General features: G+C 36.1%; 18 protein-coding genes and 1 tRNA gene. 2 read left to right on the top strand and 17 right to left on the bottom strand.

What is annotated here, in order from left to right; all coding sequences use genetic code 11:
• Positions 1-28: 28 nt before the first annotated feature.
• From KQI71_RS04995 to lgt, 4 genes are all read right to left on the bottom strand, one after another.
• Entirely contained in the window at positions 29-1,834 is a 1,806-nt protein-coding gene (locus tag KQI71_RS04995) for a peptidoglycan D,D-transpeptidase FtsI family protein (RefSeq protein WP_253287940.1), read from the bottom strand.
• Positions 1,835-1,845: 11 nt separating this feature from the next.
• Positions 1,846-2,325, bottom strand: coding sequence for a septum formation initiator family protein (locus tag KQI71_RS05000; RefSeq protein WP_216434688.1), 480 nt, complete (start codon positions 2,323-2,325; stop codon positions 1,846-1,848).
• Between the two features lie 16 nt (positions 2,326-2,341).
• Positions 2,342-3,280: a 16S rRNA (cytosine(1402)-N(4))-methyltransferase RsmH gene (gene rsmH / locus KQI71_RS05005; RefSeq protein WP_216434690.1), complete on the bottom strand. Its 939-nt coding sequence runs from the start codon at positions 3,278-3,280 to the stop codon at positions 2,342-2,344.
• 417 nt (positions 3,281-3,697) lie between these two features.
• Positions 3,698-4,594, bottom strand: a complete 897-nt coding sequence (gene lgt / locus KQI71_RS05010) for a prolipoprotein diacylglyceryl transferase (RefSeq protein WP_216434692.1) — start codon at positions 4,592-4,594, stop codon at positions 3,698-3,700.
• Positions 4,595-4,724: 130 nt separating this feature from the next.
• Between lgt and ychF the strand changes: the two genes are divergently transcribed.
• Positions 4,725-5,822 carry a redox-regulated ATPase YchF gene (ychF, locus tag KQI71_RS05015; RefSeq protein WP_216434695.1) on the top strand — a complete coding sequence of 366 codons (1,098 nt, stop codon included), beginning with the start codon at positions 4,725-4,727 and terminating at the stop codon, positions 5,820-5,822.
• 228 nt (positions 5,823-6,050) lie between these two features.
• On the opposite strand, the gene KQI71_RS05020 is transcribed toward ychF, so the two are convergent.
• The 8 genes from KQI71_RS05020 to KQI71_RS05055 all read right to left on the bottom strand — a co-directional run bounded on the left by KQI71_RS05020 (position 6,051) and on the right by KQI71_RS05055 (position 16,438).
• Positions 6,051-7,229 (bottom strand): phosphoribosylaminoimidazolecarboxamide formyltransferase, encoded by a 1,179-nt coding sequence (locus tag KQI71_RS05020; protein ID WP_216434697.1) that lies wholly within the window; start codon positions 7,227-7,229, stop codon positions 6,051-6,053.
• 23 nt (positions 7,230-7,252) lie between these two features.
• A complete protein-coding gene (locus KQI71_RS05025; protein ID WP_216434699.1) occupies positions 7,253-7,966 on the bottom strand; it encodes an IMP cyclohydrolase in 714 nt (237 codons plus the stop codon).
• Positions 7,967-8,110: 144 nt separating this feature from the next.
• The gene (locus KQI71_RS05030) at positions 8,111-9,325 is read right to left on the bottom strand and encodes an LL-diaminopimelate aminotransferase (protein ID WP_216434701.1); all 1,215 of its coding nucleotides are present in this window, start codon (positions 9,323-9,325) and stop codon (positions 8,111-8,113) included.
• Between the two features lie 14 nt (positions 9,326-9,339).
• Positions 9,340-9,897, bottom strand: a complete 558-nt coding sequence (locus KQI71_RS05035; RefSeq protein ID WP_216434703.1) for an ANTAR domain-containing response regulator — start codon at positions 9,895-9,897, stop codon at positions 9,340-9,342.
• 35 nt (positions 9,898-9,932) lie between these two features.
• Positions 9,933-11,264, bottom strand: coding sequence for a type I glutamate--ammonia ligase (glnA, locus tag KQI71_RS05040; protein ID WP_216434705.1), 1,332 nt, complete (start codon positions 11,262-11,264; stop codon positions 9,933-9,935).
• A 20-nt stretch (positions 11,265-11,284) separates the two neighbouring features.
• On the bottom strand, positions 11,285-14,488 hold the full coding sequence (gene carB, locus KQI71_RS05045; protein WP_216434707.1) for a carbamoyl-phosphate synthase large subunit: 3,204 nt from the start codon (positions 14,486-14,488) through the stop codon (positions 11,285-11,287).
• The gene (locus KQI71_RS05050) at positions 14,481-15,560 is read right to left on the bottom strand and encodes a carbamoyl phosphate synthase small subunit (RefSeq protein WP_216434709.1); all 1,080 of its coding nucleotides are present in this window, start codon (positions 15,558-15,560) and stop codon (positions 14,481-14,483) included. The genes carB and KQI71_RS05050 overlap by 8 nt, the downstream gene beginning before the upstream one ends.
• A gap of 224 nt (positions 15,561-15,784) precedes the next feature.
• A complete protein-coding gene (locus KQI71_RS05055) occupies positions 15,785-16,438 on the bottom strand; it encodes an epoxyqueuosine reductase QueH (protein WP_216434710.1) in 654 nt (217 codons plus the stop codon).
• Positions 16,439-16,546: 108 nt separating this feature from the next.
• Between KQI71_RS05055 and KQI71_RS05060 the strand changes: the two genes are divergently transcribed.
• Positions 16,547-16,620, top strand: a tRNA-Pro gene (locus KQI71_RS05060).
• 56 nt (positions 16,621-16,676) lie between these two features.
• Here KQI71_RS05060 and KQI71_RS05065 read toward each other — a convergent pair.
• From KQI71_RS05065 to KQI71_RS05085, 5 genes are read right to left on the bottom strand one after another with little or no spacing between them, the layout of a single operon-like run.
• Positions 16,677-18,422, bottom strand: a complete 1,746-nt coding sequence (locus KQI71_RS05065) for a glycosyltransferase family 2 protein (RefSeq protein WP_216434712.1) — start codon at positions 18,420-18,422, stop codon at positions 16,677-16,679.
• Entirely contained in the window at positions 18,406-18,876 is a 471-nt protein-coding gene (locus KQI71_RS05070) for a hypothetical protein (protein ID WP_216434714.1), read from the bottom strand. The genes KQI71_RS05065 and KQI71_RS05070 overlap by 17 nt, the downstream gene beginning before the upstream one ends.
• Positions 18,831-19,514: a polysialyltransferase family glycosyltransferase gene (locus tag KQI71_RS05075; RefSeq protein ID WP_216434716.1), complete on the bottom strand. Its 684-nt coding sequence runs from the start codon at positions 19,512-19,514 to the stop codon at positions 18,831-18,833. Before KQI71_RS05075 ends, KQI71_RS05070 begins: the two co-directional genes overlap by 46 nt.
• A gap of 6 nt (positions 19,515-19,520) precedes the next feature.
• Positions 19,521-21,131, bottom strand: a complete 1,611-nt coding sequence (locus KQI71_RS05080) for an aldolase catalytic domain-containing protein (protein WP_216434718.1) — start codon at positions 21,129-21,131, stop codon at positions 19,521-19,523.
• A complete protein-coding gene (locus tag KQI71_RS05085) occupies positions 21,124-21,702 on the bottom strand; it encodes an acylneuraminate cytidylyltransferase family protein (protein WP_253287941.1) in 579 nt (192 codons plus the stop codon). Before KQI71_RS05085 ends, KQI71_RS05080 begins: the two co-directional genes overlap by 8 nt.
• Positions 21,703-21,731 lie beyond the last annotated feature (29 nt).

A 21,731-nucleotide genomic window follows, 5' to 3' on the forward strand; every position in this document is an offset into this window, starting at 1 on the left:
ATGAAAAAAACAGTTCCTTATTCCTGCTTTATTTACTTTTTGGCACTTTTAACTCCTTAAGAGATCCCTTAAGAACATCTTTTGCAATTTTTACTGCCAATTTTGTATTCATCTGAGAACCTTTTTGAATCTCATCAATGACAACATAAACAACAACTTTTGGATTTTTTACTGGAGCAAACCCAATAAAAGATACAACATATTTCTTCTTGGATCTTGGAATTTTTTCAGCCGTACCTGTCTTTCCTCCAACACTATAGTCTTTTAATTTTGCATCAGTCCCCGTTCCAGAATCCACTGTTTGCTTCATATAAGCTTTCAGTTTATCTGAAGTGTCTTTTGAGATTGTCTGCTTTACTACAGATGGTTCAATATTATTGATAATGTTCCCCTGTTCATCTCTGATCTGACGCACTACATGAGGTTTGTAATACTGTCCTCCATTAATCAAAGAACAAAAACCACTGGCCAGCTGAATCATAGAACAGTTAAAAGATTGTCCAAAAGAGTTTGTTGCTAAATCTGCGGCTCCCATATTTTCCTCTGAATGTAGAAGTCCAGACGTTTGAGCTTCTGCTGGGAGATCAATTTCAGTATTACTTCCAAATCCAAAAGCCCTTTGATATTTACAAAAAACATGCTTTCCTTCTTTTGCAGCAATCTGCATAAGAGCATCATTACAAGAAAGAGAAATCGCCTGTGATAATGTAATCTTTCCATGTCCATTTCTATGCGAGCAATGAATGGTATGTCCACCGACAACCTGATATCCATTACAGATATATGATTCCTTTCCTGTAAGGATTCCCTCCTCAAGGCCTGCTGCCACTGTAAACGGTTTATATGTTGATCCAGGTTCAAAAGTACTGGAAACAATCGGATTTTTCCATATCTCATTAAATATTTTTGTCTTTTTCTTTTCACTCATCGATGCGATCTCTTTTTTAGAATACTTCTGTCTTAAAACAGAATCATCCCTTGGGTGCTCCAGATCGTAAGTATCTGAATTCGCCATCGCATAAACTTCCCCGTTATTTGGGTTCATAACAAGAATACTACTGCCCTTGCTTCCATATTTTTCTTCAAATTTCTTCAGACGTTTTTCTGCTATTTTCTGAATATTAGAATTAATAGTCGTCACAACCGTCTTGCCATCCTGCGGTTCTACTACAGAGCTATCTTTTTCCAATTCCTCATTCAAATAAGAATAGCGCCTTCCATCCGTTCCTGATAATGTACTATTATAATACTGTTCAATTCCACCAGTCCCAGTATTTTCATTCGAGACAAAACCAATAACCTGACTTGCCATCGATTTATTTGGGTATTTTCTCTCATAATGTTCAAAAAGATGAACTCCTGTGACATTTTCTCCATCTTTTGTACTCATAAAAGATTTGATATCCGCCACCTGACTATAACTTAAATCTACTTTATAAACAGAATAATAAGAGTCCGGATGTGCCTGAATAAAATCCGTTAATTTTTCTCGATCAAGCTTCATATATTTTACAAGTGCATTAATCGTAGCTTTTTTCTTCTCTTTGTTTACTAAAATATTTTTAGGCTCCAAAATCAGATTATAAAGTTTTTGACTAGTTGCCAAGATATAGCCATTACGGTCAAGAATATCTCCTCGTTTATATGGAATTGTAGTGCTTGTATATTTTTGCTGTGTTAATACCTGTTTTTCATAAATATCTTTTTTAAACACACTAAAATATACAATTCTTCCTATAAGAATGAGAAAAAGAAGTGCTATGAAGGATACCGAAACTATTGTTCGCATCTTCATAGCATGATTCAGTCGTTTTATTTTTTTTCTTCGCTTCAAAATTCTACCTCTTAATCAGTTTTTGGAATCTTTCCATACTGATGCACATATTCTGCATTTTTACTTTTATACTGAATAATTTTATCTGAATCCGGCTTTTTCATTCCATATTTTTTTGCAGCTTTTTCAATTGCAGAAAAGTCGATGCTCTGTTCAATTTCAAGATCCAGATCTTCATTTTCTGTCTTCAATGTATTTAATTCACTTTTTTCTTCCATCAGTACTTCCCTCTGATTAGAAATTTTTATCTGCTCAGAAAGATACAGAAAACTGGATCCTGCCACAACAACCAATGCAATGACCAAAGTTCTGACAAAGGCAAGATCAAATTCTAATGCTTTTGCCTGATTTTTTCTTGTCTGCCTTGTTATATATGGTTTTTTCTCCGGCCTTACTCTTTTTTTCGGATCTTTTCTTACCGGTTGCGGGCCAATCTTTCTTGCTGTATTTCCATAAATCAAATTATAACGTTCTTGTCTTGACTTACTCATTGTCCAACCCTCCCCGTTAGAATGCGCGTTCAAAAACTCTTAATTTCGAACTTTTTGCTCGCTTATTATTTGATAATTCTTCCTCTCCGGGAACAATTGGCTTGCGTGTTAGCTGCTTCCCTTTTGAAACTTTTCCACATACACAGACTGGAAAATTTGGCGGACAAGTACATGGATTTTCATTTTTCTTAAAAGCACGCTTTACAATTCGATCCTCTAATGAATGAAAAGTGATGATACAAAGCCTTCCACCTGGATTAAGCAAATCAATCATTGCATCCAGGCTTTCTTTTAAAACATCTAGTTCTCTGTTACATTCAATCCTAATTGCCTGAAATGTTTTCTTTGCCGGATGACCTCCCACAGCTCTTACTTTCATGGGAATTGCACCTTTTATAATCTCTATCAGCTCTCCTGTTGTTTCCACAGGTTTTTCTTTTCTTTTGTTTACAATATGTTTTGCAATATTTTTTGCAAATTTTTCTTCTCCATAATCACGAATAATATGGAAAAGCTCCATTTCCGAATAATTGTTGACAATATCTCTTGCTGTCAGCTCCTGTCTCTGATCCATACGCATATCCAATGGAACATCTTCACGGTAAGTGAAACCACGCTCTTTTTCGTCTAACTGAAAAGAAGATACGCCAAGATCCAACAAAATGCCATCTACCTTTTGGATTCCAAGATTATGTAACACTTTTGGCATGTTCACATAGTTATCTCGAACAATCGTTACTTTCTCACCAAAAGGTTCCAAACGTTTACTTCCTGCCGCAATCGCATCGGCATCCTGATCGATTCCTATATATCTTCCCTTGTCAGACAGCCTTTTACAAATTTCATAAGCATGTCCTCCTCCTCCAAGGGTCCCATCTACATAAATTCCATCAGGTTTGATATGAAGCTCTTCAATTGTCTCATTCAGCAACACAGATATGTGTTCAAATTTCATAAGTCCCCCTACATAATTCATATCAAAATTTCAGTCACAAAAACTTATAAGTTTCCTGACATTTTATCCTAATAAGCAGCCATCGTGCAAAGTCTTGTCCACCCATCGGATAAGAAAACAAACAGGCATCCATCTAACCCGTGTCATAACAAACTTATGTTCCATCTTTTTTAGAATCTGAACCGGATTATCAGCCTGCCTCTGCTTTGATTTTATTTTGGTGGTTTCCTATGACAAATTTCCCACCTTTTACCACTTAAAACTACTTACTGATAATATTTTATACGATAGCTATGAAAAAAGCAAGGCAGAATCCATAACCAAATCTTAGTTTTTTCTTATTCTTATTGACATTTTCTGAAAAGAAAAAGCAGAGATTTTCACTTTTTTTATGAAATACTCTCTGCCTTTTTTCCTTTATTTTTCCATTCTCTTTCTACGAATGGTCTGATATAAAATTGCTCCTATTCCAATGAGTGCAAGAATCGCTGCAAGAAGCTGTGATACTCGGATTCCTGTACCTCCAAGCATTAGAGAATCTGTACGCAATCCTTCGATCCAAAATCTTCCGATTCCATAACCAGCCAGATAAATTGCAAGCAACTGACCATCAAAAGTTTTTCTTTTTGTAAACCATATAATAAAAATAAGCAAAGCCAGATTCCACAAACCTTCATATAGAAATGTCGGATGTACTTGAATATAAGTAATCGCATCCCCAGTCGATGATGGAAGGTAAACTGGCGTATTATAAACTCCTGATTTGATAATCTCACCCATTCTTCCGTGATCGACGAAAAAATCGGTTGGTATCTGCATTGCAAATAAACTATCTGTATATCTTCCAAACGCTTCTCGATTGAAAAAATTTCCCCATCGTCCAAGAATCTGTCCTACCAACAGTCCTTTCACCGCGATGTCAGCAAACTTCATCATTGATACTTTCCGCACTTTACAAAAAATAAATAAAACAAGGATCGATGCCAAAATACCACCATAAATAGCTAAGCCGCCATTTCGTATTGCAAAGATTTCCCCTGGATGCTTTCCATAGTAATCCCATGAAAAAATAACATAGTAAAGTCTTGCACCGACAATTGCCGGAATTACCATCCAGATCAGATAATCAAAAACAAGTTCTGGATCAAAATCTTTTGTATGTTTTGCTGCCTGATATGCAACAATCATTCCGAATAAAAATCCAAGAGCAATCATGATTCCATAATATTTTATCTCAAATCCGCCAATGTTAAACCCGTCTCCAACATTTTTCAGCACAATTCCAAGATGCGGAAATCGAATCTCATGTTCCATAAGTCTCTTCCTTTCTTTGTCTGTTCTTTTTTTGCTTACGCTTAAGATGTTATCGTATTTCTCTTTTCTTTTCAAGCTCCTTGTGTTAGACTATTAACTGAAAAAATATGCAACGAGAAAGGAAATCATTATGAAATTAGGAATTGTCGGACTGCCAAATGTCGGAAAAAGTACTTTATTTAACTCTTTGACCAAGGCAGGTGCCGAATCAGCTAACTATCCATTTTGTACCATTGATCCAAACGTTGGTATCGTTACAGTTCCTGATGAACGTGTGGATCGTCTGGCTGAAATGTATCATTCAAAAAAAGTAATCCCAGCCGCTATCGAATTTGTTGATATCGCTGGTCTTGTAAAAGGAGCTTCTAAAGGAGAAGGTCTTGGAAATCAATTTCTTGCTAATATCCGTGAAGTTGATGCTATCGTTCATGTTGTCCGCTGTTTTGAAGACAGCAATATCGTCCATGTAGATGGATCCATTAATCCACTCCGTGATATTGAAACTATTAACTTCGAGTTAATCTTTTCTGATATTGAAGTACTGGACCGCCGTATTGCGAAATCTACTCGTGGTGCCAGAAATGATAAAGCACTGGCTCATGAAGTAGAATTTCTTCAAAAAGTAAAAGCTCATCTTGAAGATGGAAAACTTGCTAAAACATTCGAAGTTGATGATGAAGATGATCAGGCAATCTTAAATTCTTGTAATCTTTTGACCATCAAACCTGTAATCTTTGCTGCCAATGTGACAGAAGATGATCTTGCTGACGATGCAAAAGACAATGAATTTGTAAACGAAGTAAGAAAATATGCTGAAAGTGTAGATGCCAAGGTTTTTGCTGTATGTGCGCAAATTGAACAGGAAATCTCAGAACTTGATGATGATGAGAAAAAAGAATTTTTGGAAGATCTTGGATTAAAGGAATCTGGTCTCGAAAAGTTGATCTCTGCAAGCTACTCTCTCCTTGGACTGATTAGCTTCCTTACTTCTGGAGAAGATGAAACCCGCGCGTGGACAATCCATAAAGGAACAAAAGCTCCACAGGCAGCTGGAAAAATCCATACCGACTTTGAACGTGGATTCATCTGTGCTGAAGTTGTATCTTATGATGATCTGATGGAAAATGGAAGCATGCACGCATGTAAAGAAAAAGGACTTGTACGCCAAGAAGGAAAAGAATACATCGTAAAAGACGGAGACATCATTGTATTCCGTTTCAACGTATAGTCTCAAAAAAATAATCACCAAAAGTACGGATTCTCTTATTTTGTTCAATCCAGATACTTCTTTGGTGATTTTTTTATTTTATCGAAATTTCTTATGAAACAAAAAAAGAATTCCCTGATTTCTCTAGGGAATTCTTTTTTGTTATATGATAAATTAATCTTCTCTCACAAGTTTATTTTTTTAACACTATTTTTATTTTATCATGTCATATTCTTCTTGTCAATGTTTTTAGTGATGGAAGAGACGGATTCCTGTAAAGGCCATTGCCATATGATATTTGTTGCAGCAATCAATGACTGCCTCATCTCTTACAGATCCTCCTGGCTGTGCAATATATTTTACTCCACTCTTATGCGCTCTTTCGATATTATCAAAGAATGGGAAGAATGCATCGGATCCAAGAGTTACATCTGTTAACTTATCAAGCCATGCTCTTTTTTCTTCTTTTGTGAACACTTCTGGTTTTTCCGTAAAAATATTTTCCCATGCACCATCTGCAAGAACATCCATATATTCATCTCCAATATAAAGATCAATAGCATTGTCACGATCTGCACGACGAATCTTTTCTTTAAATGGAAGATTCATAACTTTCGGACACTGTCTCAGCCACCAGTTATCTGCTTTCTGTCCAGCAAGTCTTGTACAGTGAACACGAGACTGTTGTCCTGCCCCGATTCCAATTGCCTGACCGTCTTTTACAAAACATACAGAGTTTGACTGTGTATATTTTAGTACAATCAGGGAGATCTTCATATCAATCAATGCTTCCTCTGGAATTTCTTTGTTTTCTGTTACAATATTGGCAAGCAGTTCATCATCGATTGGAAGTTCCTGTCTTCCCTGTTCAAAGGTTACTCCAAAGACCTGTTTATGTTCTAATGGTGCTGGCTGATAGTTTTCATCAATCTTGATAATATTATAATTTCCATTTTTCTTTGCTTTTAAAATTTCTAATGCCTCGTCCGTATATCCAGGAGCAATGACTCCATCTGATACTTCTCTTTTGATCAGACGTGCAGTGTCAGCATCGCATACATCTGATAAGGAAATGAAATCTCCAAAGGAAGACATACGGTCTGCGCCTCTTGCTCTTGCATAAGCACATGCAAGTGGAGATAAATCTCCCATATCATCTACCCAATAAATTTTCTTTAAAGTATCAGACATTGGACGTCCTACGGAAGCTCCAGCAGGAGATACATGTTTAAAAGAAGTAGCTGCAGGGAGACCTGTCGCTTTCTTTAATTCCCTTACAAGCTGCCATCCGTTAAATGCATCCAAAAAGTTGATGTATCCTGGTCTTCCATTTAATACTTCGATTGGAAGATGGCTTCCATCTTCCATATAAATTCTTGATGGTTTCTGGTTTGGATTACATCCATACTTTAATTCTAATTCTTTCATTTTTTTCTCCTTTGTTTCGCTGACTATTTATTTTTATTTACAATTCTTGTCTCATATTTTCCTGTTGCAATATCAATATAACGTACAAACAGAGATACTTTATTATCTTCATTTAGGCTATTCCAAAGTGTATTTGTAAAGTCATCAATATCTTCTTCGATTCCAATCAGTTTTGGTTCCCCTTCAAAACTTGGCAACGGATTTCCATCATGCATATAAGTGTGAATAAAACGACCCTCTCCAGCGATTGGATTTTCATAAGTAAAGGTAAAACGATTACAGCTTTCTGGATTTCCATTGTTGCTTTTTAAAATAGACATTGCATAATGGAATTCTCCATCTTTAATCTGCATGATTCCAGAAATTCTTGGTGTGTAGTTTGGACCGTCCGGTTCAAATTCGCGACTTCTTAAAGACTGTTCAAAAGTCAATCCCTGTTCTCTTCCTTCATATACAGTATCTGTCTGATCTCCATTTGTTACGATCGTTTCATTTCCAAGAACACGAACAGGTGCATAAATAATCAAACTTGGATCTTCCAATTTTGCCGGATCAAATGCCTGTGTACGAATTCCTTCTCCTTCTTCCACAAACACACGGTTACGGCTGTTCTCGCTGCGTCCCATGATAAAGTATGCAGTTACTGCTTTTTTCCCGTCTTTGGATTTTCCAATTACAATTCCACGTCCAGGGTAAGCATTTTCTTTTAATTCCTGAGCAATCGCTAACTTTTTCATTGGTTTTGTATCTCCTTTTTTTTCATGCTGGTTTTCTTTTTCTTCTATTGTATATAAAAACTTCAATGAATACAAGAACAAAATACAAAAGGCAGATCTGCTATAAAAAGCCAAATCTGCCTTTACTTTTATTTCAAGATAAAATTACATTTTTCTGATTCGTTCGATCGCTTCGACTGTATTCTCGTAGTTACCGAACGCTGTAAGTCGGAAGTATCCTTCTCCGCTTGGTCCGAATCCTGATCCAGGTGTTCCAACAACATTTGCATCTTTTAACAGATGATCAAAGAATTCCCATGATGTCATGTTATCTGGAGTTTTTAACCAGATATATGGTGCGTTGACACCACCAGATACCGTATATCCTGCATCTCTTAATCCTTCATAGATTACTTTGGCATTATTCATGTAGTATCCAACCTGTTCTTTTAACTGTGCTTTTCCAGCATCAGAATAAACAGCTTCTCCGGCTCTCTGTACAATGTAAGGAGCTCCGTTGTATTTTGTTCCATGACGTCTTGCCCAAAGAGAATGCAATTGTGTATCTCCGCATTTTAAATCCTTTGGAATTACAGTGTATCCAAGACGAACACCGGTAAATCCTGCATTTTTAGAGAAACTCTTTAATTCGATAGCACATGTTCTTGCACCTTCACATTCATAAATCGTGTGAGCTACATTATCTTCAGAAATATAAGCTTCATAAGCAGCATCATAGATAATGACACATCCATTTTTATTTGCATAGTCTACCCATCCCTGAAGCTGATCTTTTGTAATTGTTGCTCCTGTTGGGTTATTTGGGAAGCATAGATAAATAATATCTGGTACTTCATCTGGAAATTCTGGTGCAAAGTTGTTATCTGCTGTACAAGGCATATAGATCACATCGCTCCATGTTTCCGCTTTTGGATCATAAGTTCCTGTTCTTCCAGCCATAACGTTTGTATCTACATATACAGGGTATACAGGATCACATACTGCGATTTTATTATCGATTGAGAAGATTTCCTGGATATTTCCAGAATCACATTTTGCTCCGTCACTTACGAAGATTTCATCAGCAGCAATATCTGCTCCGCGATCTTTATAATCATTTTTTGCAATAGCGTTTCTTAAAAATTCATATCCAAGGTCCGGTGCATATCCATGGAATGTTTCTTCATGAGCCATTTCATCTACTGCACTGTGCAATGCGTCAATGATCGCTGGTGCCAGTGGCTGTGTAACATCACCAATCCCAAGACGGATAATGTTTTTGTCAGGATTTTCTTCTGTATACTTAGCTACTTTTTTTGCAATTGTAGAAAACAGATAGCTTCCTGGTAATTTCAAATAGTTGTCATTGATTTTAAACATAAGTTCCTCCTAAATTAATCATTATGATATATTAATGATTCCTTAATCATTTTTGCCATCTCAATCAGTCCCACACCACTGTTCATGCTTCTTCTTTGTATATAACTATGGGCTTCTTCTTCCGAAATCCTATTATTTTGCATGAGCAGAGATTTGACTTCATCCAATAATTCCAATTCTTCCCGTGTTCTCTGCTTTGGCTTATGCTTTTTCTTTTTCTGAGCAAAGGAAATTTCACTGACAATTTCTCTTACCTTTTCTACAAGCTCATGAGCTTTCAGAGGCATCGGAAGACAGGATACATTCTCATACATACAATCTTCCAAATGAGCCTGGGAGGCAACCAAGAGCATATGAACATCTCTTGGAAGGTATTCTCTCAGTTCCGTGTATATCATGTCTGCATATTTATAACCGCAAATGACAAGCCCTTCTTCCTGACTTTCCATTCGCTGCATTACCTGCGCTCCCGTTACACAAACACCAATAACATCAAAACCATTTCTAACAAGTAGATTTCTAATGTTTCTGGCAATTTCTTGTTTCGGAAACAAAACAACGACATTAACCACAGCCCTCACCCCCTAGGATCTCTCGATCTAGAAAATTAAATCTTATACAAATACTCATCAATTTCCCACTGTGTTACAAATTTCTGGTAAGATTCCCATTCTTTTCTTTTGGCTTCTATATATTTCGTATAAATATGATCTCCGAGAACTTTCCGCATGTATTCGCTATGTTCAAACAGATCCAAGGATTCTTTCAAATCTCTTGGAAGCACCATAATACCTGCTTTCTCCTTTTCTCCTTCTGCCATTTCATACTGATTTCCAGATGCTCCTTTTCCAGGAGTCATCTTCTGCTGGATTCCATCCAGTCCTGCTGCCAAACTAACTGCCAATGCAAGATATGGGTTGGCAGCGGAATCCGGGCTTCGAAATTCCAGTCTTGTTCCGATTCCTCTTGCAGAAGGCACTCGAATCAACGGACTTCTATTGGAAGAAGCCCAGGAAACATCAACTGGCGCTTCATATCCCGGCACAATTCTTTTATAGGAATTTACCAGAGGGTTTGTAATCAGGCTCATTTCTCTGGCATGTTTCATGACTCCTGCCATAAAATGAAAGGCTTCATCGCTAATTCCAATATGATTTTTGGAATCAGCGAAAATATTTCTGCCATCTTTCCATAAAGACATATTTAAATGCATTCCGGATCCATCTACACCTGTGATTGGTTTCGGCATAAAACTTGCATACAATCCATGTCTTTTTGCGATATATTTTACGACAAATTTGAAGGTCAGAATGTTATCGGCTGTGCGTAACGCATTATCATATTTAAAATCGATTTCATGCTGAGCCGGTGCCACTTCATGATGGGATGCTTCAATTTCAAATCCCATTTCCTCCAGATTCAGAATCATATCTCTTCTTGCACTTTCTCCAAGATCCAATGGGGCTACATCAAAATATCCTGCTTTCTCATGAGATATCGTTGTTGGACGTCCTTCTTCATCGGTGTGAAATAAGAAAAATTCACATTCTGGTCCTACGTTAAACTTATATCCCATATTTTTGCATTCTCTAAGTACCCGTTTCAGAACGTGTCTGGAATCTCCGGCAAACGGCATTCCATCCTGTCCATATACATCGCAGATCAGTCTTGCCACTCGATTTCCCCCTGCATTCCAAGGGAAAATTACAAAACTATCCAAATCTGGATATAAATACATATCCGATTCTTCAATACGCACAAAACCATCCACAGAAGATCCATCAAATGTGCATTTATTATCCAACGCCTTTTCAAGCTGGCGTGCTGTGATCGCAACATTTTTCATTGTGCCAAATAAATCTGAAAACTGCAGTCTGATAAACTGAACGTCATTTTCTCTTACTAAATCAATCACGTCCTGTTTCGTGTATCGACCCATAACATCACTCCTCTTTCTCGCTAAATTGTCGCTATGTCTACAACAGTCAATTGATCTCGATTTCCTGTTTCCAAACTAGTCAGCAGAGCATTTGCCGTATCCAAACTGGTCAGGCAGGTAACTCCTGTTTCAATCGCATAACGACGAATCAGGAATCCATCCTTGCTTCGGCCAACACCCTGGGAAGGTGTATCGATGACTAAATCAATTTTATCATCTAAAATTAAATCAAGCAAGTTCGGAGATGGTTCTTCTAATTTATTTATTGGTTTCGCAGGTACTCCAGCTTCATTTAAGACTCTGCATGTACTCTTTGTTGAGAAAATTTCATATCCAAGAGCTACAAATCTACGTCCGATGTCAATGGCATCAATCTTATCAGAATCTTTTACTGTAAGGATCATCTTCTTATATTTTGGAAGATTAACTCCAGCTCCAAGGAAAGCTTTATATAATGCCTCATGGAAATTTTTAGAAATTCCAAGGCATTCACCTGTTGACTTCATTTCTGGTCCAAGGCTGACTTCGGCTCCTCTCAGTTTTTCAAAAGAGAATACCGGTTTTTTTACTGCATAATATTCAGATTCTGGCTGAAGTCCAGTGGTATATCCAAGATCTTTAATCTTAGCTCCCGTAATCACTTTTGCTGCAAGTGCAACAATCGGAATTCCTGTTACTTTACTAATATAAGGAACCGTACGGCTAGATCTTGGATTTACTTCGATTACATAAACTTCTTCGTTTGCCACGATAAACTGAATGTTAATCAGACCAATAACATGAAGAGATTTTGCAAGTTTTCTTGTATATTCTGCAATGACACGTTTCACCTTGTCTGTTAAGTTGATGGATGGATATACTGAAATACTATCTCCGGAATGAATACCTGCACGTTCCACATGTTCCATAATTCCTGGAATCAAAATATCAGTTCCATCACATACGGCATCAACTTCAACTTCTTTACCAACAAGGTATTTGTCAATCAAAATTGGATGTTCCTGTTCGTAACGATTAATAATTTCCATAAATGCTTTGATATCTTCATCAGATACAGCAATTTGCATTCCCTGTCCTCCAAGAACATAGGATGGACGTACCAGTACAGGATATCCAAGTTCATGCGCAACCTTGATTGCTTCTTCACATGTAAATACTGTTGTTCCTTTTGGTCTTGGAATACAACATTCTTCCAGAATTTCATCAAATAATTCACGGTCCTCAGCTGCATCTACATTTTCTGCGCTTGTACCAAGGATTGGAACTCCCATTTTCATCAATGCTTCTGTTAATTTGATCGCTGTCTGTCCGCCAAACTGTACAACTGCTCCATCTGGTTTTTCTAAATCTACGATGCTTTCTACATCTTCTGCTGTTAATGGCTCAAAATACAGTTTATCTGCCACATCAAAGTCTGTAGATACTGTTTCCGGATTATTATTTACAATAATTGTTTCATATCCTTCTTTTGCAAGTGCCCATACGCTGTGTACAGAACAATAATCAAATTCGATCCCCTGTCCAATACGGATTGGTCCTGATCCCAGTACCATGACCTTTTTCTTACCAGAAGTTTCTTCCACTTCATTTTCTCCGTCATAACAAGAATAATAGTAAGGTGTTTCTGCATCAAACTCTGCTGCACAAGTATCTACAATCTTATATGCAGCATGAATATTCATTTCATCTCTTAACTGTTTAATTTCACGTTCTGTCTTTCCAACCAACTGTCCAATCACTTTATCTGGGAATTCCAGACGTTTTGCTTCTAATAATAAATCGTGATCCAGTGTTTCTGCCTCTGAAAGTTTCTTTTCCATTTCAACAAGAATTGCAATCTTGTCTAAGAACCAACGGTCAATCTTTGTAATGTTAAAGATTGTATCATAATCAAATCCACGACGAATTGCTTCGGCAATGACATAGATTCTTAAGTCATCAATTTTTTCCAATTCCTTTAACAGTTCTTCATCCGTCAATTCTCCATAGTTTCCAAAGATCAGACTGTCTACATGCTGTTCCAGAGAACGAATCGCTTTCATTAATGCACCTTCAAAGTTTGTTCCGATACTCATAACTTCTCCAGTTGCCTTCATCTGTGTTGTCAGTGTACGTTTTGCATGAATAAACTTATCAAATGGAAGACGTGGCATTTTTACGACACAGTAATCAAGCATTGGTTCAAAACTTGCATAAGTTTTCTTTGTAACTGCATTTTCAATTTCATCCAATGTATATCCAATCGCAATCTTTGCTGTAACCTTAGCAATTGGATATCCAGTTGCCTTAGATGCCAATGCAGAAGAACGACTGACACGAGGATTTACCTCAATAACACAATATTCAAAACTGTCTGGATTTAATGCATACTGTACGTTACATCCACCATGAACATCCAGTTCTGTGATGATATTTAATGCAGATGTACGAAGCATCTGATATTCTTTATCTGCAAGAGTCTGAGATGGAGCCACAACGATACTATCTCCCGTATGCACACCAACTGGATCAATATTTTCCATATTACAGATCGTAATACATGTTCCATTTTCATCACGCATTACTTCATACTCAATTTCTTTCCATCCACCGATATAACGCTCTACTAAAACCTCTCCTACACGGCTTAAACGAAGACCATTTTCAAGAATTGATTCCAATTCTTCCTGATTATGTGCAATTCCACCGCCACTTCCACCGAGCGTATATGCTGGACGAAGTACTGCAGGATAACCAATCACTTCATTAGCAAATTTCACACCATCTTCAATCGTTGTGACAACCTGTCCGGCAGCAATTGGCTCTCCGATTTTTTCCATTGTATTCTGGAATTCCAGACGATCTTCTGCCTTTTTAATAGTGGCTGGAGAAGTACCAATTAATTTTACTCCAGATTTTTCAAGGTAACCATTTTCTACTAATTCCATTGCAAGGTTTAAAGCAGCCTGTCCGCCAAGTGTTGGAAGAATGCTATCTGGTTTTTCTTTTTCAATGATTTTTTCAATGACAGAAGCTGTTAATGGCTCAATATATACCTTGTCTGCGATATCTTTATCTGTCATAATCGTTGCAGGGTTTGAATTTACAAGAACAACTTCTACTCCTTCTTCCTGAAGTGCACGGCAGGCCTGTGTTCCTGCATAGTCAAATTCTGCTGCCTGTCCAATAACGATAGGTCCTGAACCAATGACAAGTACTTTCTTTATATCTTCTCTCTTAGGCATTTTTAGCTCCTTTCATTCTATCCATAAATTCATCAAATAAATATGCGGTATCCTGTGGTCCTGGGCATGCTTCCGGATGGAACTGCACCGTACGGATATTCTTATTCTTATAGTCAAGACCTTCGATTGTCTTATCATTTACATTAATAAAGGAAACTTCTGCAATGTCAGAAGGAATGCTATCTTCCTTGATCACATACCCATGATTCTGAGAAGAAATATAAACTCTTCCACTCTTTAAATCTTTGACTGGGTGATTTCCACCACGGTGTCCCCAACGCATTTTTTCTGTATCTGCTCCTGTAGCAAGTGCCATCAGCTGATGTCCAAGACAGATCGCAAAGATTGGCACATCACTGTCATAAAGTTTTTTGATTTCTTTAATAATGGATTCACATTCTTTTGGATCTCCAGGGCCATTGGATAACATAATTCCATCTGGATGATCTCCAAGAATTTCTTCTGCAGTTGTAAAAGCAGGATATACTGTTACATCACATCCTCTCTTTTCCAGAGAACGAATAATATTATTTTTTGTTCCAAGATCTAATAATGCAACTTTAAAGCCGTCTCCTTTAAAATGTTCTTTTTCTTCTCTTGTAACTGTTTTCACTGCATCTGTGACTGTGTAAGCTTTTAATTTTGGAAGAATTTCATCTAAATTATAATTTGGATTTGTTGTAATCATTCCTCCCATGCATCCTTGTTCTCTTAAAATCTTTGTGATTGCACGGGTATCCACTCCACTGATTCCAGGAATATCATAATCAATCAAATATTTTTCTAAATCTTCTTGTCTTCTAAAATTGCTGGATGTTCTTGAGATTTCACGAACAATAAATGCAGAATGCCATGGTTTCTTTGATTCTGCATCTTCAAGACATACCCCATAATTTCCAATCAGCGGATAAGTCATAACAACTCCCTGCCCCTGATAAGACGGATCGGTCAGTACTTCGAGATATCCTGTCATGGAAGTATTAAATACTACCTCACAGATTACTTCTTTTTTGGAACCGAAGCTTTTTCCTTTAAAAACGTGCCCGTCTTCCAATATCAAAAATGCATTCATGTAAATTTCCTCCTAAATGAACGTCATACAAATAGTTACTTTCCCCAAACCCTTTCGGGCAAAAAAAAGAGAAATAAATCCAAAATAAAAATCACTAACCCAAGTATTAGAAAAAATCATTTTTCTAATACTCTCTCGCGTCTTTATTTTAGAAATATTTCTCTACAAATTGTAAAAATTTTATCATATATCAAAGGATCATGCAAGGCTTTTTTTACATTTTATTATATTTTTTTCATATCTTCGCCATTCTTCAATGAAATACCCCGTTTTTCCTCACTTTCTTTTTTTGAAAAGATACATCCACAAAAATTTTGGCGATAAAGATCATACTCTTTGGATAATTGAATCGATCGCTGATATCCACCTTTTTTCTTAAAATCAGAAGGTAAAAATGTTACCCCTTCTTCTTCTCCTGCTTTTTGTCCGAGTTCATTAAGCCATGCAGCATTTTTTAGAGGACTGATTGTTAAAGTTGTTGTGAAATAATCAAAATGGTTTTGTGCCGCTAACTTTGCCGCCTGTCTCAAGCGTAAACCATAACAGCGATAACAGCGTTTTCCTCCTTCCGGTTCTTTTTCATATCCACGAACAGTTTTATAAAAAATCTCCGGATGATAGCCCCCATCGAATACTTCGATATTGAGATTCATTTCTTTTACAAGACGCTTTTGCTCTTTCACTCTTTTTTCATACTCTTCCTTGGAATCAATATTCGGATTGTAATAATCAATCGTAATGTGAAAATATTGTGACAAATATTCCAGCACATAACTACTGCATGGTGCACAACAACTATGCAGCAAAAGTGTTGGCTTCCTTCCATCAAACCCTTCCAAAATCTGGTCCAATTTCTTTTGATAATTGATTTTATTCATTGCTTTCTTCTTTCTTTTTTCTTCTTTTTTTTATTGTAACACGATTTTTATATTTTTTAAATTTGGTCTTTACAATTACATAAAAAAAGAGCTATAATAGCAAATGCACGGGGCGTGGCTCAGCTTGGTAGAGCGCGTGGTTCGGGACTACGAGGTCGCAGGTTCAAATCCTGTCGCCCCGATTATAAACAGAATGTTAGAAGGACGATGATATCTGAATCATCGTCCTTTTTAATTGTTACAATTTTCGAAGAAGTCTTCCACCTTTTCGGAAAACAGCGGTCCATCTCCAAGAAGTGGAATTTTCATACGCTTCTACTTTTCGTTTCAATTTTCGATTTTCCTGTCGAAGTTCTTTTCTTTGACCAAGTAATTTATTTTTTAAAGCGGTTACCCTATTTAACTCTTGTCTTAAATCTTTTACATCCTCACTACTTTTCCCGGCAAGTGATACCACGGTTGAAGTTGGCAAAACTGTATAGGCCTGATCCTTATAGTATTTTTCAAAATTATGACTGCATACATGCATCGCATGATTCCCTTGAATTACAAAAACAGAAGAATCAAACACTGCACATGGATAATCATAAAAATGAGTCTGATTATCCAGTCGAACTCCAGCAAAAGCAACTAAAATATTGCGAATTCTATTTTTCAATGGCTCCATTGGATCTTTATAAAATGGGGGATATTTGTATGTTTTCCATAATTCTTTGATTACTTTATCCCCTTTACAGCATCCTATCACACGATCGGTAAAAGTATTCTCATCAAGGAATCCAAAAAAGGAAGAAAAACTACGAAGGTATTCAAAAGACTGATGCCATTCAATTCCTTCTCCAAGATAGATTCCTCCATTCTCAAAAAGATGTTTTATAGCAAAATAATGACCAACATATTCATAATTTCCGTCCTCATATGCTTTGCTTACCTGATCTGTCTCAAAAACATCACATGTTTCTTCATCCAAAATCACAAGCTTTGCTTCGATTTCAAAAACCTCTTTTGCATACTGCAATGCTTGTCTTTTATGTTGTTCCTTTTCTTTTCCAAAAGCTGTCACATATAAAATTTCTGGTATTTTTTCTCCCGGATACTCTATATAATGTAAAATCTTCTGATAACGCATCGGATATTGCTTTAAGATTGGATTTTCCAAAAAAAGATCTTTATGTTCCTTTAAGTGTTTCATAAATTCGCCTGAATAATACCACCTTGTACGGATATTGAATAGAATACGATCAGCAACACGCGCCGCAACAGCTGAAAGATATTTTGGATTGCAATGTTCAAGCGCATAATTTTCTGCCCTAATCGTATCTAATGTTTTACGATCTTCCATACGATTTGTGATAGAACCTTCTCGCTTCATATAATAATAAAGGGGTTCATCCAGATAAACAATATTTTGCGCATAAGAAAATAACACAGGCATATAGGCAGTATCTTCAAACCATATCGCTGGAATTTCCCCAACCTTTTTTAATAAATCTTTATGAATCAATTTCGTCCAAAAAGAAACTTCTCCCTGAAAGATCAGCTGAGAAATATCAAGCGGAATCGAAAGCCGTCCCATCACTTTTTTCTTACAATCTCGAATTAAATAGTAAGGAGTATAGACTAAATCACATGGCTGCTTTTTTGTTTCCTCAAACATTTTTTCATACATATCATATTCCATATAATCATCTGCATCTGCAAATCCAATATAATCTGCTCTTGCATGTTTGATTCCTATATTTCTAGCCTCTCCGGGTCCCCCATGTTGACTGTCATATAAAAAAATCTTCTGTGGATATTGCTTTTTATATTCCATGATAATTTCTCGTGACTGATCTGTAGATTGATCATCAACAAAAATTAGCTCCATCGATTCCAGTGTCTGATGCAACAGATAATCCATCGTTTGTCTTATATATTTCTGAGCATTATAAACTGGAATAATAATCGATACTTCCGGTTTTTTTTCATCTTGTCTGCTCAATTCTCTGCAATCCTCCTATATATTTTAAAATTTCTCTAATTTCTTCAAAAGAATGTGGACAATAAATATTTTTTCTATCCTCATTAAATTTTTTTACTGCTTTTTCATGATATTCTTTAAAATTTGGATTGCTCATCAACCAGGTTTTTCCAATGAACATAGGATACAACATGATCGCATTCATATTTTTCCCAAAAATTAGTTTTGAAGTAAGAGAGACATTAGAAGAAACCGTAAATAAAACTTTTTGTGTAATATCATGTTCCATAAGAAATAATTCCCATGGAACCGATGTATGTTTCATTGTATGTATTCCATATTTTTCAAAACGATTTTCCTTATTTCTTGGATGCAATTTGACAACGATATTTTCCTTTCCAACTATTTTAGCTGTTTCCAAAAATAGTTCTAAGTCATTCGATGGCACCTTATCATCAAGAAATGCTTCTTCCAAAAAATAAATGGTTCCTTTGGCATTTCTCCTCTTCCAAAAACTTGGAAAAAGATCTGTCGTATTTTCTCATCCTTTGCTTGAATTGCAGGAATTTTTTCGATATCAAACGGTAAAGCGGATGGTCCTGTAAATAACGTCGGTTCATAGACAAGAAGCCTCTTAATATTATTAAGAAATTTCTGATCTTTATAAAATTCATGGTCCATTCCATCTTCTCGGCATCTTTTTTCTACATCACATACATAGGTCGCCATCCCATCTTCAAATAAATGCACTTTTAGTGTATTTCCTTTTCTTACCATCGCATAATACATTAATTTTGCATAAGCCGTTTCAAAACTTAAATAAAAATCGGTATACTTCTTTTCCAAAAGCTTGATATCTACATAATCTTCCGGATGATGGCTAATCTCTTTTTGTTCTTCCTTTGTAAAAGACCAATACTGATCTGCTTTCTTTCTTGAATACAACCTCTTTACCGAAGAAAAAATATTACTCTGTTCCACACGACCAACGATTTCCCCAAAATCAGTATGATCGCTTAACAAAAGATTTGCATCTTCTTCTGGTAATAAAGAAAGTTTTATCTGAATTGCATTCATTAACTGATATACTGAATCACATCGAAATAATACCATTTCTCTTTAATTCTCCTTTTCCTTCTTTGGGTCATACATGGAATCGGTGACATAATGTACATCCAGGTGCGATTCGATTTTTTTCATATATTTTTTCATATGCTTGTTCATCTTACTCAATTTTTCCCGATCGGAACTATTAATTAACTGTTTCGCATAGTAATTACGTTCCACATTTGTATGATATCCGTCAAATCCAATCACAAAGATCTCATCAATTCCAAGATCTATCAAAAGATGAAATAACATTAAACAAGCATTATCTGAAATCATCGTATCTGACATCACAAGATTGGAATAATTAACGACATATTCTATTTCTTTTCCTGTATCAATATTGGATGTTATGATAACCGGAAATGGAAGATCTTTCAGTCCATGCATCTTTTTAATTTGATGAAAACGTTTCTGGTTGCTAATAAAAAGAGCATCCGGCAAAATCTCATCCGGGATATTATTCACCGAAATAATAAAATGCTCTGTTTCTCGTTCTAAAAATTCATGAATCTTTTCTTTTTCATCCACTACACTTTTTCCTGGGGCTACAACTACAATATCCTTTCCATTCATGATCTTTCTTAATTTTTTCATAGCTTCCTTATCATCAACTTCATTTTCCTGGAATTTCAGATAAAGCGAATCAATTAATTTTTCATTATATAGAGCTCTTTCTTCTTCGGGTATTTTCTTTAAGATTTGATAGATTTGTTTCATATTTAATGTTTGTTTATTCAACAAAAATCCTACATAATTGGGATGACAGTTATTAGTTGCCGCAAGAAAATATCCAGCACTATACCCCCATGGATGAATATAGGAAATCGGGCTGATATACTCATCAACTAATTCAATCAGAAGTTCCGTATGATAACGGTATTCTATGTTTTCATTGATATACTGTGTCAAGATTTCACTGCAAAGATTTCCTGCTCCACGTCCCATGCCAAGCACGGAAGCATCAATGATTAGATTTCGTTTCCCACAACTCTGAATTAATTCCTGGGCGTTAGAAAAAGATAATTGCAGATTGTTATGAGAATGATATCCGATCGTTATATCTTCATCTAAGTTATCATCTACAAGATAGAATAATTTTAGAAGTTGTTTTGCATAAAGTTTTCCAAGCGTATCCACTAAATAAAAGGCATACGGTTTCATCTCATTCACTTTTTCTAAAAGTGCCAACAGTTCAATATCGTTATAAGTTGTTGTTCCAACTGGCTGCATAAAAACTTTATACCCTTTATCCATCAATGCATAACCAAGGGTAAATGCCTCATCAACTTCTTTTTTATGGAAAGTAATACGAATTCCATCAATAGAGTCCTTTGTTCTTGGTGCAATTTTAGACGCAGAAATTGTTCCTGTCACAATCATCGCTACATACATCGAATGCTTTTTCTTAGGCGTGATAAACGGTGTTATTTGTTCTACTTGACGAAAAACTGTTTTATTCTCATCATAGTCTACATCTTTTAAAAATCCACATTCAATAATATCCATGTGTGCTTTCCCAAGTTTAGAAATTATTGTCCGGATCGTTGGCGCTGAAAAATCAAAATCATTGACATAACCGCCATCCCGAAGAGTACAATCAAGAACTGATATTTTATTCATAAATTTTTTCTCCTTTTTGCAGACTATAATTATATAAAGCATCTGCAATCACAAAATCTTCTGGCTGATTGATGTCTACAGCTTCTTTCCAGTCTGCTTCAAGAAGAAGTGGATGCTCTCCAGTTCTTCTATTTTCTTTTTCAATTAAATGCCGTTCATAAATATACAGTCCTGTCGTTTCGCGATATAATGGTTTTAAATCCTGAGTCCTTGGAATTTCTTTTGGATCATAATTCCATGGTTTTTTATCCATCCAGAAAAAGTCCTGCTGCCGAATCACCGTTAAAGCCGAATCATAAGCTCCATTACACACTCCATCTACCCCTTCTTCAATTGTCTTGGCCTTAATAAAAGGTGCCGTTGCATGTGCTAAAACGTAAACATCAGCAGCTACATCCCTTGCAAAGTCTTTTAAAACTTCATTAATTTTTACATGACTTCCATCCAAAGCGGCGTCTCTTTTTAAAAATTTAATTCCACGAGGAATATGTAACAAAATAGAAGGATCTGAGCAATAAACATAAATCTCATCAATTCCTTTTACTTTTAACAATGTATAATGGCTTTCCATTCGTAAATGGTTTCGTATTTTTCCCTGGG

Source organism: Anaerostipes sp. MSJ-23 (genome assembly GCF_018918155.1).
GTDB lineage: Bacteria > Bacillota > Clostridia > Lachnospirales > Lachnospiraceae > Anaerostipes.

Coding starts and splice junctions, on each gene's coding strand:
- KQI71_RS05000 (WP_216434688.1), bottom strand. CDS start 2,325: ATGAGTAAGTCAAGACAAGAACGTTATAATTTGATTTATGGAAATACA.
- rsmH (WP_216434690.1), bottom strand. CDS start 3,280: ATGAAATTTGAACACATATCTGTGTTGCTGAATGAGACAATTGAAGAG.
- lgt (WP_216434692.1), bottom strand. CDS start 4,594: ATGGAACATGAGATTCGATTTCCGCATCTTGGAATTGTGCTGAAAAAT.
- ychF (WP_216434695.1), top strand. CDS start 4,725: ATGAAATTAGGAATTGTCGGACTGCCAAATGTCGGAAAAAGTACTTTA.
- KQI71_RS05020 (WP_216434697.1), bottom strand. CDS start 7,229: ATGAAAGAATTAGAATTAAAGTATGGATGTAATCCAAACCAGAAACCA.
- KQI71_RS05025 (WP_216434699.1), bottom strand. CDS start 7,966: ATGAAAAAGTTAGCGATTGCTCAGGAATTAAAAGAAAATGCTTACCCT.
- KQI71_RS05030 (WP_216434701.1), bottom strand. CDS start 9,325: ATGTTTAAAATCAATGACAACTATTTGAAATTACCAGGAAGCTATCTG.
- glnA (WP_216434705.1), bottom strand. CDS start 11,264: ATGGGTCGATACACGAAACAGGACGTGATTGATTTAGTAAGAGAAAAT.
- carB (WP_216434707.1), bottom strand. CDS start 14,488: ATGCCTAAGAGAGAAGATATAAAGAAAGTACTTGTCATTGGTTCAGGA.
- KQI71_RS05050 (WP_216434709.1), bottom strand. CDS start 15,560: ATGAATGCATTTTTGATATTGGAAGACGGGCACGTTTTTAAAGGAAAA.
- KQI71_RS05055 (WP_216434710.1), bottom strand. CDS start 16,438: ATGAATAAAATCAATTATCAAAAGAAATTGGACCAGATTTTGGAAGGG.
- KQI71_RS05075 (WP_216434716.1), bottom strand. CDS start 19,514: ATGGTATTATTTCGATGTGATTCAGTATATCAGTTAATGAATGCAATT.
- KQI71_RS05080 (WP_216434718.1), bottom strand. CDS start 21,131: ATGAATAAAATATCAGTTCTTGATTGTACTCTTCGGGATGGCGGTTAT.
- KQI71_RS05085 (WP_253287941.1), bottom strand. CDS start 21,702: ATGGAAAGCCATTATACATTGTTAAAAGTAAAAGGAATTGATGAGATT.